The following is a 16,791-nucleotide window of genomic DNA, read 5'->3' on the forward strand; positions in this document are numbered from 1 at the left end:
GGCGTTATAGGAACTGGTCATGCCATGTGCGAAATCCGACATAGCGCCGCCGGCCTCGACGACGATGCGCACACCCAGGCCAGCGCAATGCTGCACTGCAGCGTGATCTGTTCATTGATGATTGCCATATTCATATGCGAACAGTCCGGCACCGGCCGGATGGTGGACGTTGCAATGCTCAGCTTCTGGTCTACGGATTCTTCAAGCGCCCGCCCCTGCGCCCTGCTCGCGGAGCGGCGCGTATGAGCGGCGTGGCACGGCAGCGCCTGGGCGGCACCGACGTGCAGCTGTCTGCACTGGGCTTCGGTGCGGCCCCGATCGGCAACCTGTATGCGGAAGTGGATGAAGCGGACGCACTGGCAGCGGTTGCAGGCGCGTTCGAGGCGGGCATCCGCCATTTCGATACCGCGCCCTATTACGGCTACGGGCTGAGCGAAGCGCGCCTGGGGCGTGGCCTGGCCGGCGTGCCGCGCGCGGATTACACGCTGTCGACCAAGGTCGGCCGTTGCGTCTACGACGATGCGCGCGCCGTTGCCGGCCGCGATGGCTTTGCGGTGGCCGGGCGGCGTGCCGAGTTCGACTACAGCGCCGACGGCGTCCGCCGCGCGTTCGACTCCAGCCTGCAGCGCCTGGGCACCGACTACATGGACGTGCTGCTGCTGCACGACATCGGTGCGCTCACCCACGGCGACAACCACGCCAACGTCCTGCGCCAGGCCTTGGAGGAGGCCTTGCCGGCGATGGCGGAGCTGAAGGCGGCCGGTGCCTGCGGGGCGATCGGGCTGGGCGTCAACGAGCAGGACGTGGCACTGGAGGTGTTGCCGCGCTTTCCGCTCGACTGCGTGATGCTGGCCGGCCGCTACACCCTGCTGGAACAGCATGGCGCGCGTGCGCTGCTGGATCAGGCGCAGCAACGCAATGTGGCGATCCTGTCGGCCGGCCCGTACAGCTCCGGCCTGCTGAGCGACGCACGCGGCCCCGGCGCCACCTACAACTACGCCCCGGTCGACACCGCAACGCTGCAGCATGCGCAGCGGCTGTACGCGGCCTGCGCGGCGTTCGAGGTGGATATCGGTGCGGCCGCCTTGCAGTTCCCGCTGGCGCACCCGGCGGTGACCACGGTGGTGGCCGGCATGCGCAGCGTGGCCGAAGTGCGATCGGCTGCAACGCGGCTTGCCGCTCCGGTGCCATCGGCACTGTGGCAACGCCTGCGCGATGAGGGTCTGCTCGCAACGGAGCTGCCCACGCCATGAGCCGGGTCGACGCGCACCTGCACTTCTGGCACCTGGCCCGTGGCGATTATCACTGGCTGACGCCGGAGCTGGCGCCGCTGTACCGCGACTTCGGCCCGGATGACGTCAGCGCTGCGCTGGACGCGGCCGATGTCGATCACGTGGTAGTGGTGCAGGCGGCCGCCACCGAGGCCGAGACCTGCTACCTGTTCGAGCTGGCCCGCGACGATGCGCGCATTGCCGGCGTGGTGGGCTGGGTGGATTTCGCCGCACCCGATGCGGCTGCACGCATCGGCGCCTTGGTGCGCGCCGGCGGCGGCGTGCTCAAGGGCCTGCGCCCGATGGTGCAGGACATCGCCGACGTGCACTGGCTGGCCAGTCCTGCCCTGGATGCCGCCTTCGATGCCCTGCTGGCGCACGATCTGGCCTTCGACGCGTTGATTCGTGCCGCCCATGTACCGGCACTGCAGGCACGCCTGAAGCGCCATCCGGGCTTGCGCGTGGTGGTCGATCACGGCGGCAAACCGCAGATTGCGGCCGGCGAATTCGTCGCCTGGGCCGCCGGCATGGCCGCACTGGCCCAGCATCCCAATGTGCATTGCAAACTCTCCGGCCTGCTGACCGAAGCCGCGCGCGGCGCGGGCGTGGACGCGCTGGAGCCGTATGTGGCGCACTTGTTCGCCCGCTTCGGCGCGCAGCGGCTGCTCTGGGGCAGCGACTGGCCGGTGCTGACCTTGCGCGCCGATTACGCACACTGGTTCGCGCTTGCCCAGCAACTCGTTACCCGGCATGCCGCCGAACACGCGGCAGCCATCTTCGGCGACAACGCACGCACGTTCTATCGTCTGCCACGGCCGGCGGCCCCCACCCACGGAACTTCATCGGTATGACTGTCTCGATTCCCACCACTTCCAATAACCGCCTGCAGGGCAAGCGTTGCCTGATCACCGCCGCCGGCGCCGGCATCGGTCGCGAAAGTGCGCTGGCCTGCGCACGCGCCGGTGCACAGGTGATCGCCACCGACATCGACGCCGGGGCCTTGCAGGCACTGGCCGCCGAATCCGATGCCATCACCACCCAACTGCTCGACGTCACCGATGCTGCCGCGATCAACGCGTTGATCCCCGCACACGGCCCGTTCGATGTGTTGTTCAACTGCGCCGGCTTCGTGCATCAGGGCAGCATTCTCGACTGCGACGAGCCGGCGTGGCGCCGCTCGTTCTCGATCAACGTCGATGCGATGTACTACGCCTGCAAGGCGGTGTTGCCGGGCATGCTCGAACGCGGCCGCGGCAGCATCATCAACATGTCCTCGGTGGCCTCCAGCATCAAGGGCGTGCCGAACCGCTTCGTGTACGGCGTGACCAAGGCCGCGGTGATCGGGCTGAGCAAGGCGATCGCGGCCGACTACGTGGCGCAGGGCGTGCGTTGCAATGCGATCTGCCCGGGCACCATCAAGACGCCGTCGCTGGGCCAGCGCGTCAAGGCCCTGGGCGGCGACGAACAGGCGGTATGGAAGAGCTTCACCGACCGCCAGCCGATGGGCCGCCTGGGCGACCCACGCGAGATTGCGCAGCTGGTGGTGTACCTGGCTTCGGACGAATCGTCGTTCACCACCGGTCAGACCCACATCATCGATGGCGGCTGGTCGAACTGAGCACCGCTGGCGAACGAGAGTGCAGCCGCCAGGCGCACTCACGCTCGCCAGGGTTTTATCGCGCGTTGTGCGCTGACAAAAAACGCTCTTTCACACCTGGCGTCACCGCTGTTTGCAGCATGCATCATCCATATTCCTGTTCCGAGCGCACCTTCCGCACCCGCCTGCGACGTGTGATTGGCCGCTCCACTCCTCCCTTGCAAAGGAAGACTGCATGAAACTCGTACGTGTTGGCGCCGAAGGCCACGAACGCCCTGGCCTGATCGATAGCGAAGGCCGCATCCGCGACCTCAGCGGTGCGATCGACGATGTCGCCGGTGAGCATCTCACCAATGCCGGCGTGGACAAGCTGCGCGCGCTGGATGTCTCTGCGCTGCCGGTGATCGAAGGCGAACAGCGTTACGGCGCCGCCGTGGGCCGCATCGGTAAATTCATCTGCGTTGGCTTGAACTACGCCGACCACGCCGCCGAATCGGGCATGGAAGTGCCCAAGATGCCGATTCTTTTCATGAAGGCCACCACGGCGGTGTGCGGCCCCAATGACACGGTGGTCATCCCGCGCGGGTCGGTGAAGAGCGACTGGGAAGTGGAGCTGGGCGTGGTGATCGGCGATGTGGCGCGCGATGTCTCGGTGGACCAAGCGCTGAATCATGTGGCTGGCTACGCCGTGATCAACGACCTGTCCGAGCGCGAATTCCAGCTCGAACATGGCGGCCAGTGGGTCAAGGGCAAGAGCGCGGACACGTTCGGTCCGATCGGCCCGTGGCTGGTCACCCGCGACGAAATCGCCGACCCGCAGAACCTGTCGATGTGGCTGGAGGTCAACGGCCACCGCTACCAGAACGGCAGCACGCGCACGATGGTGTTCGGCGTGGCCGAGCTGGTCAGCCATATCAGCCGCTACATGACGCTGATGCCGGGCGATGTGATCAGCACCGGCACCCCACCGGGCGTGGGCCTGGGCCAGAAGCCACCGGTCTACCTCAAGCCGGGCGATGTGATGGAGCTGGAGATCGAAGGCCTGGGTCGTCAGCGTCAACCGGTGGTGGCGCATCCACGCGATGCGGGGTGAGGTTGCGTGCCGGCAGGAGAGGATTACCGAATTGAAAGCGTGTTGACGCGTTGCGCTCCACCACCCAGACCCTTCTTTTGCAGCAAAAGCCGAACAACAACCGTAGACGTCGCCGAGCAACCATGGGTACGCGCTGCAGCTCAAGCCCCTCTCCCACCGGGAGAGGGGTTGGGGTGAGGGTGAGGTACCACGTCGTCGCGCAAATCGACGCAATGCCGCTGTTTGTTGGTTTGCTACCTCGATGCTGGTGCTAACGCATCATCAGCAGGTCTTTAGCGAACGGGCGCCCGCATTGAATGTCCAAACGTTGTAGCGCTTCGATGGCGATACGCAGTTGGTCGTGCAATCGATTCAGTGATTTGAGTTTCAAACGCAGGGGCCCTGCCATGCGTCAACACAACCGGCGCTACGCGTTCGCACCCTCACCCCAACCCCTCTCCCGATAGGAGAGGGGCTAGATCAATTCCCTGTTTCCGTTCTTGTCGGTCCGTTCTTCTTCCACCCTTCACCGCCCAGGATTTTCATGCGCACCATCATCGCCCTCGAAACCCACGACGTCCGCTTCCCCACCTCGCGCGAGTTGGATGGGTCGGACGCGATGAATCCCGATCCCGATTACTCGGCGGCCTACGTCGTGCTGCGCACCGATGCGGCCGATGACCTGGCCGGTTACGGCCTGGTGTTCACCATCGGCCGCGGCAACGACGTGCAGACCGCTGCGGTGGCGGCACTGGCCGAGCATGTGGTCGGCCTGCGGGTGGAAGACGTCATCGCCGATCTGGGCGCGTTCGCGCGCCGGCTCACCAACGATTCGCAGCTGCGCTGGCTCGGCCCGGAAAAGGGCGTGATGCACATGGCCATCGGCGCGGTCATCAACGCCGCATGGGATCTGGCCGCACGCGCGGCGAAAAAGCCGTTGTGGCGCTTCATTGCCGAACTCACGCCCGAGCAGTTGGTCGACACCATCGACTTCCGCTACCTCACCGACGCGCTCACCCGCGACGAGGCGCTGGCGATCCTGCGCAATGCGCAGCCGCAGCGCGCGCAACGTATCGCCACGCTGATCGAACAGGGCTACCCCGCCTACACCACCTCGCCGGGCTGGCTCGGCTACTCCGACGAAAAGCTGGTGCGGCTGGCCAAGGAAGCGGTGGCCGACGGCTTCCGCACCATCAAGCTCAAGGTCGGCGCCAACGTGCGTGACGATATCCGTCGCTGCCGCCTGGCACGCGAAGCGATCGGCCCGGACATCGCCATGGCCGTCGATGCCAACCAACGCTGGGACGTGGGCCCGGCGATCGACTGGATGCGCCAGCTGGCCGAATTCGACATCGCCTGGATCGAAGAACCCACCAGCCCGGACGACGTGCTCGGCCATGCCGCCATCCGCCAGGGCATCGCGCCGGTGCCGGTCTCCACCGGCGAGCACACGCAGAACCGGGTGGTGTTCAAGCAGTTGCTGCAGGCCGGTGCGGTGGACCTGATCCAGATCGATGCCGCGCGCGTGGGCGGGGTCAACGAGAACCTCGCCATCCTGGTGCTGGCCGCCAAGTTCGGCGTGCGCGTGTTTCCGCACGCCGGCGGTGTCGGTCTGTGCGAGTTGGTGCAGCATCTGGCAATGGCCGATTTCGTGGCCATCACCGGCAAGATGGAAGACCGCGCGATCGAGTTCGTCGACCACCTGCACCAGCATTTCCTGGACCCGGTGCGCATCCGCCACGGCCGCTATCTCGCCCCGGAAGCGGCGGGCTTCTCCGCAGAAATGCACGCCGCCTCGATCGCGGAGTTCAGCTATCCGGGCGGACGGTTCTGGGTGGAGGATCTGGCGGCCAGCGCGAAGACCTGAGCCCGCGTTCCCTCATTCGCCCTGCGGGCACCTTCTCCCGCGCGCGGGAGAAGGCAATCTCCGTCTGGGTTGAGGATCTGGCGGCCAGCGCGAAGACCTGAGCGCGCGTTCCCTCATCCGCCCTGCGGGCACCTTCTCCCGCTTGCGGGAGAAGGCAATCTCCCGTCTGGGTTGAGGATCTGGCGGCCGACACGACGACCGGAGCCCGCGTTCCCTCATCCGCCCTGCGGGAATCTTCTCCCGCTTGCGGGAGAAGGAAGTCTCCTGCATTCGTATCCACCAGGACAGCGACCTCGAGCAAGGACGGGCGGCTCGCCACACGCTGTGTCGCAGGAGCCCGGCGGTACGCGCAAGACCCCGCAGCGCACGCATCTGCCCTGCCCGCCAATCACGCCCTTCTCCCGCCTGCGGGAGAAGGAGCCCGCAGGGCGGATGAGGGCGCTCTTAACGCTGCGCGTGGATCGCCTCACTCAGCGCAAAGATCCGCCCGGCCGGCCGCCACTTCTCGCCCGGCGCACCGCCGGGCAGCGGTTTCTGGAACCGCCACATCAACTGCTCCCATGCCTGGATGCGCGGGTCGGCTGCATCGCGCGCGGCCTTGGCTGCCGGATCGTAGTCCTCGCTTACCTGCATCAGCATCACCAACCGGTCGCCGCTGCGAAAGATCTCCAGTTCCTGGATGCCGGCCTGCTGCAGGGAAGCCACCACCTCCGGCCACACCTCGGTGGGTTGATGCCAGCGCTCGTATTCGGCGATCAAGTCCGCATCGTCGTGCAGGTCCAACACATAACAAAGACGCGGCATGCTCAGGCTCCTGCAACGACGGGCGCCGCGCGGCGGGCGCGCAATGCGAACGACAAAATCACCGCAAAGCACGCACCCGGCACCACCATCGCCCAGTGGATGCCGGCCATGTCCGACACCGCGCCCATCACCGCCGTGAGCAAGGCACCGCCGATAATGGACATCACCAGCATGGACGAGCCCAGCTTGCGGGCATCGTCGTGCATGCCGTCCAGGCCCAGCGCAAAAATGGTCGGGAACATCACCGACATGAACACGCTCGCCGCCACCAGCGCATACAACCCGATCCACCCGGGTAGTGCGATGGCCACCGCGCACAAGATCAGATTGATCACGGCAAAACTCGCCAACAGCTTGGCAGGCGCCAGGTAACGCAACAGCGCGGTGCCGATGAAGCGGCCGGCCATGAACAGCACCAGCGAGATGGTCAGATAGGTCGCAGCGGTTTTTTCCGGCGTGCCGGGCACTGCGTCCTGCAGATAACGGATCAGGTAACTCCAGATGCCGACCTGCGCGCCCACGTAGAAGAACTGCGCCACCACCGCAAACACGAACAGGCGGTTACGCAGCAATTCGCCAAAGCGTGCGCGCCTGGGCGCGGCGCCGGTGCCTGCCTCCGGCGCGCCGCTGGGAAAACGCACCAGCGCGATCAGGATCGCCCACAGCACCACCACCGCGCCGATGATCAGGTAGGGCATCTGCACGGCTGCCGATTCGGTGGCGAAAAACGCCTCGCGCGCGGCCGGCGCCATCGCGGCCAGTTCGGCCGGGGTGTGCTCCACGCCGGAGAAGATGAAATGCTGGCCGACCAGCACGCCGGTGATCGAGCCCAGCGGGTTGAACGCCTGCGCAAGGTTCAAGCGCCGCGCCGCGCCATCGGCCGGACCTAGCACGGTCACCAGCGGGTTGGCCGTGGTTTCCAGGAAGGCCAGGCCGCTGGCGATCACGAACAGCGCCAGCAGGAACAGCCAGTAGGTGTGCACTTGCGCGGCCGGATAGAACAGGAACGCGCCGCATGCGTACAGCAGCAGGCCCAGCACCACCGCGGCCTTGTAGCTGTAGCGGCGCATGAACATCGCCGCCGGCATCGCAAACACGAAATAGCCCATGTAAAAGGCGCTCTGCACCAGCCCGGCCTGCAGGTCGGTCAGCTCGAACGCCTTCTTGAACTGCTTGATCAGGATGTCGTTGAGGTTGTTGGCCATGCCCCATAGAAAGAACAGGCTGACGATCAACAACAGGGGAACCATGGCGGCGCGCGCCAGGTTGCCGCGCGGCGACGCGGCAATGTCACTGTGATGCATGCGACCGTTCCCCTCCCAAGGCTGTGGCGCTTGCGTTGCAATCGAGCGAGCGTACTGCGCAGGCCAGCGCCATGCAAATATAAAATCTTTGTTTATATTTGCACGGAGAGACTTCCACCGCCGCCGTGCCTGCGATGCCTGTACCCTGGCGCGCCGCACCTTGCCTGGACCCGCAAACGGATGAGCACCGCACCCGCCAAGTACCGCGCACCCGCCCTGGACAAGGGGCTGGACATCCTGGAATTGCTCGCCCGCCAGGCGCAGCCGATGAGCATGGGCGCGATCTCGCAGGGCATCGGGCGCTCGCGCGGGGAAATCTTTCGCATGCTGCAGGTGCTGGAAGAGCGCGGCTACCTCACCCGCGATGGCGAAGGCGATTACGTGCTGACCAACCGCTTGTTCATGCTCGGGATGCAGCAGCCGCAGGTGCAGAGCATCAGCGAAGCCGCACTGCCGGTGATGCGGCGCCTGTCCGATGCGATCTACCAGCCGTGCCACCTGGTGGCGCCGTCCGGTGACCAGATCGTGGTGATCGCGCAAATGGACGTACCCAGCGACCTGGGCCTGGTGGTACGCCCGGGGCATCGTCGCCCGTTGACGCATTCCAGTTCCGGGCTGGTGCTGTTCGCCTTCCAGCAGCCGGAGGTGCAGGCGCGCTGGTTGGACATGCTCGAGGCCAGCGACGTGCCGTTCGAGCGCGTGCAGTTCCTGGCCGCCGCCGCGCAGGCGCGCCGCGATGGCTATGCCATGCAGCCCAGCGAGGCGGTGGTGGGCGTGGTCGACCTGACTGCCCCGATCCTGCAACGCGGCAGCGCCACCTACACGCTCACGGTGCCCTTTATCGAACGGCGCCCTGCGCTGGTGAGCCCGCAAGCGGCGTTGCAGGCCCTGTGCGCGGCAACCGCCGAGATTTCCGGCGCGCTGCACTAGCCGCACACCGCGCGAAGGCCACGCCACCGTGGCCGGAAACGTGGCCGGAACGGCGCCGCCGCCGTTGGCCTCTATACTCGGCGCGATCGACCACGCGGGATCGCATGTCCAGCATCACCTTCGGGATGTGGAGCACCATCCTGCTGCTCGGCAGCGCGCATGGCGTGCTCGGTGCAGTCCTGTTGCTGCTGACGCCGGTCAACCGCATCGCCAACCGCTGTCTGGCGGCGTTGCTGCTGGTGGTGGTGGCGCTGATCACGCCCTACACGCTCGGCTATGCCGGCGCCTACGACGCCTACCCGGACCTTACCTACGCGCCGCTGTTCTGGGAGCTGGCCATCGGCCCGCTCTTGTGGCTCTACGTGCGCCAACTGGCACGCCAGCAGTTGCCGCCGCGCTGGGCGCTGCATCTGCTGCCGGCGCTGCTGCAAGGCGCCTACTACACCTGGCTGTTCACCTGGCCGCTGCAACGCAAGTGGGCCTGGAACGCCGCTGTGCAGGTGCCCTGGATCGCCCCGCTGCAAGATGCCCTGGTGCTGGCCTCGCTGGCGGTGTACCTGCTGCTGGCCTGGCGCGAGTACCTGGCCTATCAACGCTGGCTGGAGCACCACAGCAGCGCGCGCGAGGAACTGCGGCTGCCGTGGCTGCGCGGCTTTCTGCTGGCCGCTTCGTTGCTGGTGGCGTTGCGGCTGGGCTTTACCGCCAGCGACCGCCTATGGCATCGCCTGTCGTACTTCGACGAGTTCCCGCGGTATCTGGCCACCGCCGCCCTGGTCTACTACCTGGGGCTGGAAGGTTGGCGACATGCGCGCGCGCACTATCCGCAGCGCGACGCGGCGCAGGTGCTGGACCCGCAAATGCCTGTGCCGGACCTGCCCGCGCCCGCCTGCCCACAGCCCGCGGCGCCGGAGAAGGACTGGCAGGCACTGGGTCAACGCGTCGCCGCAGAAGTCGGCGCGCACGGCTGGTGGCGCGAGCCGGACCTCACCCTGCCCGAGCTGGCGCGCCGCATCGGCACCAACAGCAATTACCTCTCGCGTGCGCTCAACGAGGGGCTGGGGCTGAGCTTCAGCGCCTTCGTCAACGCGCTGCGCATTGCCGAGGCACGGCGTTTGCTGGCGGGCAACGAGGACATCCTGTCCATCGCGCTGGCGGTCGGCTTCGGCTCCAAGGCCAGCTTCAACCGGGTGTTTCGGGCGCAGGTTGGCTGCACGCCCAGCGATTACCGGCGCACGCAACGTCCCATATCCTGAAAATCGCTTGGCGATTGGGCATTTGAGGCGCATGCCGCCGTGCGGTCGGGAATTGTCTCGACTCTTGCCAAGGAGTTGCCATGTCCCCGCGCATCCGCCCCCACCCGTTGCCGTTGTGGCGCGTCCTGTCATGGTGCGTGCTGTGCTTGCCCATGTGCCCGGCGTGGGCCGCCCCGCCAGCGCCGCCGTTGGGCAGGGACAGCCCGCTGTCGGGCCCGGCGCTGCTGGCCGATGTCGATGTGCTGCAACAGGCCTATGCAGCACTGCATCCGGGCCTGTACCGCTACGCTACCGAGCCGCAGGTTGCGCAACGCTTCGCCGCGCTGCGCGCCGAACTGGCACACGGCGCCACGCTCGGCCGGGCCTATCTGGCCATTTCGCGCCTGACCGCCAGCGTGCGCTGCGGCCACAGTTTCCCCAATTTCGTCAATCAACCCGCGCCGATCCAGCAGGCCCTGTTCCCCGGCGAGCGGCTGCTCCCGTTTCACTTCCGCTGGCTGCAAGGCCGCATGATCATCAGCCGCAATGGCTCGGACCAGCCCGGCCTGGTCCCCGGCACCGAAGTGCTGTCGATCGATGGCGTTACCAGCGCGCAGATTCTGGCGGCCCTGATGAGCGTGGCACGCGCGGACGGCAGCAACGATGCCAAGCGCGTTGCCCAGATGGAGGTGCGAGGGTTTGCACGCATCGAGGCATTCGATGTGTACCTGCCGCTGCTGTTCCCACAGATTTCCGCCAACCCGGTGCTGCAGGTCCGCACGCCGGGAGCGAACGCGCCACGCGCGCTGCGGGTCAGCGGCATCGACGCGGCGCAACGCAACGCGATGGCGCCCCAGCGTGCACGCGACAGCGCAGCACCGGCATGGACGCTGACGATGGACTCGAGCGATCTGGCGATCCTGCGCATGCCGGACTGGGCGCTCTATGAGAGCCGCTGGGACTGGCACGCCTTCTTGGCGCGCAGCTTCGCTCGCCTTGCCGAGCGGCGCGTGCGTGCGCTGGTGATCGATCTGCGTGGCAACGAGGGCGGGCTGGATGTGGGCAGCGTGCTGCTTGGTTATCTGGCCGCAGGCGAGGTGGCTGTGCCGCCCGTGCGCAACTTGGTGCGCTATCGGCGTCTGCCCGATGCGTTGGCATCGTCTGTCACGACCTGGGATCGTTCCTTCCGTGATTGGGGCACGCGTGCGCGCGCCTACGACGCGCGTTTCTACGCACTCGATTCTCCACGCGGCGCAGCGGCGCAGGCGTACCTGCCGCTGCGCACGCCGCACTTCGCCGGCCAGGTCTTCGTGTTGACCAGTGCCGAGAACAGCTCGGCCACCTTCGAGTTCGCACAACAGGTGCAGCGCAACGGCCTGGCCACGCTGGTCGGCCAGCCCACCGGCGGCAACCTGCGTGGCATCAACGGCAGTGCGTTTTTCTTCCTGCATCTGCCCAACTCGCAGATCGAAGTGGACCTGCCACTGATTGGGCAGTTTCCGATCAGCGCCCAACCGGATCGCGGCGTGTTGCCCGATGTGCCCGTGCACATCACGGCGCAGGATCTGCAAGACGGTCGCGACGCGGAAATGGACATGGTGCGCGCCTTGCTGCGTGGTGATGGAACACCGCCGCAGGGCGACCAGAATGCGCCCGCATAGCCACGGCTATAAAGATCAGACCGACCTTCGCGTGCAGTGCAAACCCACCGAACGCGGCAATGCGTTGGTACACTGCGCGCCCCTTGGGGAGTAGCCTGCTTTCGTGCATCGAAAGCGCCTGCATCAACATACTCGGCCAGTGCGCCGTGGTGCAGGCAACCAGTTTCGGTTTGGCGAGACCAGCGGCATGCGTGCACGACGACGGTTGGCGCGGGCGCATGCCGTTGTGACCGTGCCCAACCCGAGAGTGTCGATGTCTCCTTTTTCCATTGTGTTGATCGGTTTTGCGATGTCGACCGATGCGTTCGCCGCGGCGATCGGCAAGGGCGCGGCAATGCGCAAGCCGCAGTGGCGCGATGCACTGCGCGCCGGCCTGATCTTCGGCTGCATCGAAGCGATCACCCCGGTGATCGGCTGGCTGCTGGGCCGTGCCGCAGCCAGTTATGTGTCTGCCTACGATCACTGGATCGCCTTCGTGCTGCTGGGCGCATTGGGGACCCACATGATCGTGGCCGGCCTGCGCAACGGGCCGCAGGATGCCGAAGATGCAGCCTCCGGCACGCCAAAGCGGCATGGCTTGCTGGGCTTGGCCACCACCGGCTTTGCCACCAGCATCGATGCGATGGCGGTCGGCGTCAGCCTGGCGTTTCTGGATGTGCACATTGGCGTGGTGGCGGTGGTGGTGGGCCTGTGCACCTTCAGCATGGTCACTGCCGGCGTGATGCTGGGACGCGCGCTGGGCAATCTGATCGGCAAGCGCGCCGAAATCCTGGGTGGATTGATCCTGGTGATCGTCGGCAGCGTGATTCTTTACGAGCACCTGGGCGGTGCGGCGTAGCCGTAGGAGCGCACCTGGGCGCGGCGCGCTTTCCTGGTAACGCCCCCATCGCGCCCGGGTGCGCTCCTACGCTATGTGGGCGTGCGAACCGCACGCGATCGGCATCATGGAATGCGTGATCGCTGCGGCGTACCGCCCGCATGTCGCGATGCACAGGTGCACCTGTCAGCGTGTCTTTGCATCGTGGTAGGCGCTCAGGAACGCGCGCAGCGACGCCGGCTTCACCGGCTTGGTCAGCAACCGATACCCGCGTTCGCGCGCAAGCTGCTTGAGTTCGTCGCGACCGTCGGCCGTAAGCAGGGCGCCGGCGATCGGCGCCGGCGCGGCGGCTTGCACGGCATCGAGCGTGTCCAGGCCATCCATGCGGTCGTGCAGGTGGTAATCCACCAGCATCAGGTCCGGCTGTTCGCGCGCACGTTCCAGCGCCTGGTCCACGGTGCTGGCGGTGATCACTTCCACCTGCCAGCGGCCGAGCAGCGCGCGCATGCCATCGAGAATTTCGCGGTCGTTGTCCACGCACAACACGCGCAGGCCGGCCAGCGAATCGCCGCTGGGCGATGCACGTGCGGCCGTCACCGGCAACAGCGGTGCCACCGGAACCGGCGCCACACGCGGCAACAGGATCGAGAACATGCTGCCGCGACCGACCTGGCTGCGCGCGCTCAGGTCGTGGTCGAGCAGGCGCGAGATGCGTTGGCAAATCGACAGACCCAAGCCCAGACCCTGCTCGCCCCAATCGAAGGGCTGCTGATAGCGGCGGAATTCTTCGAAGATCTGCCGCATGTGGTGCTCGGGAATGCCCGGGCCGGTGTCCCACACCTGCAGCTCCACCTGCTGCCCGCGCCCACGCATGCCCAGCACGATGCGGCCCTGGCGCGTGTAGCGCAACGCATTGGCCAGGAAGTTCTGCATCACCCGGCGCAGCAGGCGGCGGTCGCTGCGCACCCAGATCGCGCGCACATGCACCTGTAGCCGAAGACCACGGCTGGCCGCCACCGGCGCGTATTGCGCGGCCAGCTCGTGCATCAGCGCGCTGGCGTCGAAATCCTCGACCGTGGGACGCAACCCACCGGCATCCAGGCGCGAGACGTCAAGCAGGCCGTCGAGCAATTCTTCGGCCGCACGCAGCGAGGCATCCACGCGTTCGGCCAGATGCCGTTGCTCTTCGTTGTGCTGAAGGCTCTCGCGCAAGGCCGAGGCGAACAGGCGCGCGGCGTTGAGCGGCTGCAACACGTCGTGACTGATGGCTGCCAGAAAGCGGGTCTTGGATTGTTGCGCCAGCTCGGCCTCGCGCGAGCGATCGGCCACGCGTTGCTCCAGGTTTTCGTTGGCGTCCAGCAATGCGCGTTCGGCGCGCTTGTAGTCGGTGATGTCGTTGTAGCTGGTGACGTAGCCACCGCCCGGCAGCGCCTGACCGCGCATCTCGATCACCTTGCCGTCGCTGCGGGTGCGTTCGAACACATGCGGCGAGCCGGCGCGCATGTGCCGGATCCGGCGATCGATCTGGTCTTCGATATCGCCCTCGCCCAGTTCGCCGCGCTCGGCGTTGTAGCGGATCAGATCGGCCACCGGCCGGCCCACGTACAACATGCCATCGGGATAGCCGAACAACTGCTGATAACGCCGGTTCCAGGCGGTCAAGCGCATGTCCGGGTCGACCACGCTGACCGCGGCGCTGATGTTTTCCAGCGTGGTGGACAGAATCTCGCGATTGAAGCGCAGCTCCTGGCCGGCTTCGTCCAGCACCGCCACCACTTCGCCCAGCTCCATGCCCGAACCGCGCAACAGGCTGGTCAGCACCAGGCGTGCGGAGGCGGCGCCGATGGAGGCGGCCAGCAGGCGTTCGGTGAACTGCACCCAGGCGCGGTCGGCCACCACCGTCGGCTGCAGTTCGCGTTCCAGCAATTGCGCCTGCTCCACGAACGCGCGCCGCGCATGCCGCTCGCCCACCACGCGTTCGGCCAGCGCCTGCAGGTCGCCAACCCGCACGTGCCCCGGCCACTCGCCGGCCACCGCCGGGCGCTGCGCGTACGGATCCAGGAACGGCGCGGCACGCAGCCGTTCGTCCACGCCCGGACGCCAGCGCGCAGAGACCAGCATCATCGCGCCCACGTTGATCAGCAGCGACCAGAACGTGCCATGCGCCAGCGGGTCCCAGCCGCGCATGCCGAACAGCTGCTGCGGCTGCAGCCAGGCGATACCGAACGGCCCGTCCACCAGCCAGTCCGCCTGCAGCCAGCCGGCGCGTGTGGCCGCCGGCAGCAGCAGCGTGTAGATCCAGGTCATGAAGCCGAGCGCCATGCCGGTCTCCACGCCCTTGCGGCTAGCGCCACGCCAATACAGGCCGCCGATCACACCGGGCGCAAATTGCGCCACCGCGGCAAACGCCATCAATCCGTACGCGGCCAGCGTGGTGTCGTTGGCCACGCTGCGGTGATATCCGTAGGCAATGAGCGCCAGCAGCAGGATCGCAACACGTCGGATCCACAACACGCGCGAGGCCACCGCCGCGCGCGCATCGGCGCTGCCACGGCGACGCAGCAGCACCGGCATCACCAGGTCGTTGCTGACCATGGTGGCCAACGCGATGCTGGCCACGATCACCATGCCGGTAGCCGCGGAAAACCCGCCCACATACGCCACCAGCGCCAGCACCGTGTTGCCCTGGCTCAGCGGCAGGGCCAGCACCACCGCATCGTCGACCACCGCACTGCCCTTGCCGAACAACGCGATGCCCGCCGAGGCGATCGGCACCACCATCGCCGAGATGATCACCAGATAGGCGCCGAAGAACCAACGCGCACGGCGGATATCGCCGACATCACTGCATTCGACCACCGCCACATGGAACTGGCGCGGCAGGCAGATCACCGCCAGAAAACTCAGCAATGTCTGCGAAATGAAGCCCACCGACGGCGTGTGCTCGAACAGCGTGCGCGCCGAATCGGCGATATGCAGTTGGTGCTCGCTCAACCACAGCCACGCGAACAGCCCCACCGCCACGATGGCAACCAGCTTGATCACCGACTCCAGCGCGATCGCCAGCATCATGCCGCGGTGGTGTTCGGTGGCGTCGACCTGGCGGGTGCCGAACAAGGTGGCGAACAAGGCCATCAGCAATGCCACATACAACGCCGGGTCGGCGAAGATGCCGCGCCCGGCGCTGCTATGCCCGGTCAACACTTCCAGGCTCATCGCCACCGCTTTGTATTGCAGCGCCAGATACGGAACGATGCCGATCAGCGCGATCACCGCCACCAACGCGGCCAGCCGGCGCGAGCGGCCATAGCGCGAGGAGATGAAATCGGCGATGGACACGGTATTTTCGGCGCGCGCGATCAGTGCCAGGCGCTCGATGATGCGCCAGCCGAACAGCAGCAACAGCAGCGGGCCCAGGTAGATCGGCAGGTAGCCGATGCCATTGCGCACCGCCGAGCCGACCGCGCCGTAGAAGGTCCACGACGAGCAATACACCGCCAGGGCCAGGCTGTAGACCGCCGGCCGCAGCCACGGCCGCTCCGGATACAGCGGACGGCGATCGCCCCACCACGCCACCCCGAACAGCAGGGCTGCGTAACCCAGGGACACCAGCAACAGGATCCAGCTCGAGACCAACATGTCCTCCGACGTGGCGCAGCGCCAGCGGTGGAGTTTACGCAGTCGCGCACGTTGGCGTTGCAGGCGCAGCATCCGGGCCGGGTGGCGTCTGCCGTGGGTCGCATCGGCATGCGCCACGGACCCTGCCGGGCCAAGCAAGGCCTTGGAGAATCCGCGGCCGCCACCTTGCCAGGCATTGGCATCGAAGACGCGCGCACATGCCCGCGCGAACTGCGGGCATATCCGTGGTTGGTGTGCGGCCACCGGTACGGCGCCCATGGCTTGTTCAACCATGCCAGCACCGTCGAATCGCACCGCTGCCAGCGCCGCGATCGGCGAATACATGCCCGCGACAGACACGACCTGCGCGCTGCAGGCTTGATGTTAGCGCTAACACACCATACTGTCTGTCCACCTTGAATCGGACGAATGCCCCAGATTTCGTTGCGCGATGGCGTCTTGCATTGCAGCAATGCCTCTTCCCCGCATCGCTATCGCCTGCGCCACCGCGCGATGCGATTGACTGTTGCAGTGCAACGACGGCAGCCACCGCGATGCGCATTCACCACCACGCGATGGAATGCGTCCCGGCGTGCAGGCGCCGCGCATACCGATGCA

Annotated in this window: 13 protein-coding genes and 1 riboswitch; of the genes, 10 read left to right on the plus strand and 3 right to left on the minus strand. The window is 66.7% G+C overall.

Going from position 1 to position 16,791, the window contains the following annotated elements; translation table 11 throughout:
* The first annotated feature begins 24 nt into the window (after positions 1–24).
* From ACCQ00_RS20300 to ACCQ00_RS20325, 6 genes are all read left to right on the plus strand, one after another.
* Positions 25–246 (plus strand): hypothetical protein, encoded by a 222-nt coding sequence (locus tag ACCQ00_RS20300; RefSeq protein ID WP_039567273.1) that lies wholly within the window; start codon positions 25–27, stop codon positions 244–246.
* Positions 243–1,253, plus strand: coding sequence for an aldo/keto reductase (locus ACCQ00_RS20305; protein ID WP_039567275.1), 1,011 nt, complete (start codon positions 243–245; stop codon positions 1,251–1,253). The genes ACCQ00_RS20300 and ACCQ00_RS20305 overlap by 4 nt, the downstream gene beginning before the upstream one ends.
* On the plus strand, positions 1,250–2,122 hold the full coding sequence (locus ACCQ00_RS20310; protein ID WP_039567277.1) for an amidohydrolase family protein: 873 nt from the start codon (positions 1,250–1,252) through the stop codon (positions 2,120–2,122). Before ACCQ00_RS20305 ends, ACCQ00_RS20310 begins: the two co-directional genes overlap by 4 nt.
* Entirely contained in the window at positions 2,119–2,889 is a 771-nt protein-coding gene (locus ACCQ00_RS20315) for an SDR family oxidoreductase (protein WP_039567278.1), read from the plus strand. Before ACCQ00_RS20310 ends, ACCQ00_RS20315 begins: the two co-directional genes overlap by 4 nt.
* A gap of 214 nt (positions 2,890–3,103) precedes the next feature.
* Complete coding sequence (locus ACCQ00_RS20320; RefSeq protein WP_039567280.1) at positions 3,104–3,961, plus strand: fumarylacetoacetate hydrolase family protein; 858 nt, start codon at positions 3,104–3,106, stop codon at positions 3,959–3,961.
* A gap of 523 nt (positions 3,962–4,484) precedes the next feature.
* Positions 4,485–5,807: an L-fuconate dehydratase gene (locus ACCQ00_RS20325; protein ID WP_372354015.1), complete on the plus strand. Its 1,323-nt coding sequence runs from the start codon at positions 4,485–4,487 to the stop codon at positions 5,805–5,807.
* Positions 5,808–6,251: 444 nt separating this feature from the next.
* Here the strand turns inward: ACCQ00_RS20325 and ACCQ00_RS20330 are convergent, their stop codons facing one another.
* Positions 6,252–6,611, minus strand: coding sequence for an L-fucose mutarotase (locus ACCQ00_RS20330; RefSeq protein WP_017156045.1), 360 nt, complete (start codon positions 6,609–6,611; stop codon positions 6,252–6,254).
* A gap of 2 nt (positions 6,612–6,613) precedes the next feature.
* Entirely contained in the window at positions 6,614–7,915 is a 1,302-nt protein-coding gene (gene fucP, locus ACCQ00_RS20335) for an L-fucose:H+ symporter permease (protein WP_039567283.1), read from the minus strand.
* Between the two features lie 180 nt (positions 7,916–8,095).
* Between fucP and ACCQ00_RS20340 the strand changes: the two genes are divergently transcribed.
* The 4 genes from ACCQ00_RS20340 to ACCQ00_RS20355 all read left to right on the plus strand — a co-directional run bounded on the left by ACCQ00_RS20340 (position 8,096) and on the right by ACCQ00_RS20355 (position 12,576).
* Complete coding sequence (locus tag ACCQ00_RS20340) at positions 8,096–8,845, plus strand: IclR family transcriptional regulator (RefSeq protein ID WP_017156047.1); 750 nt, start codon at positions 8,096–8,098, stop codon at positions 8,843–8,845.
* Positions 8,846–8,970: 125 nt separating this feature from the next.
* On the plus strand, positions 8,971–10,098 hold the full coding sequence (locus ACCQ00_RS20345) for a helix-turn-helix domain-containing protein (RefSeq protein ID WP_039567285.1): 1,128 nt from the start codon (positions 8,971–8,973) through the stop codon (positions 10,096–10,098).
* Between the two features lie 152 nt (positions 10,099–10,250).
* Positions 10,251–11,738, plus strand: coding sequence for a S41 family peptidase (locus tag ACCQ00_RS20350; RefSeq protein WP_039567286.1), 1,488 nt, complete (start codon positions 10,251–10,253; stop codon positions 11,736–11,738).
* A 79-nt stretch (positions 11,739–11,817) separates the two neighbouring features.
* Positions 11,818–11,979, plus strand: a riboswitch (yybP-ykoY riboswitch).
* 12 nt (positions 11,980–11,991) lie between these two features.
* Entirely contained in the window at positions 11,992–12,576 is a 585-nt protein-coding gene (locus ACCQ00_RS20355) for a manganese efflux pump MntP (protein ID WP_017156050.1), read from the plus strand.
* Between the two features lie 165 nt (positions 12,577–12,741).
* Here ACCQ00_RS20355 and ACCQ00_RS20360 read toward each other — a convergent pair whose 3' ends face one another.
* The gene (locus ACCQ00_RS20360; protein WP_228507658.1) at positions 12,742–16,194 is read right to left on the minus strand and encodes a hybrid sensor histidine kinase/response regulator; all 3,453 of its coding nucleotides are present in this window, start codon (positions 16,192–16,194) and stop codon (positions 12,742–12,744) included.
* Positions 16,195–16,791 lie beyond the last annotated feature (597 nt).

The sequence above is a fragment of the Xanthomonas sp. NCPPB 3761 genome, from assembly GCF_041475705.2.
Taxonomy (GTDB): Bacteria; Pseudomonadota; Gammaproteobacteria; order Xanthomonadales; family Xanthomonadaceae; genus Xanthomonas; species Xanthomonas phaseoli.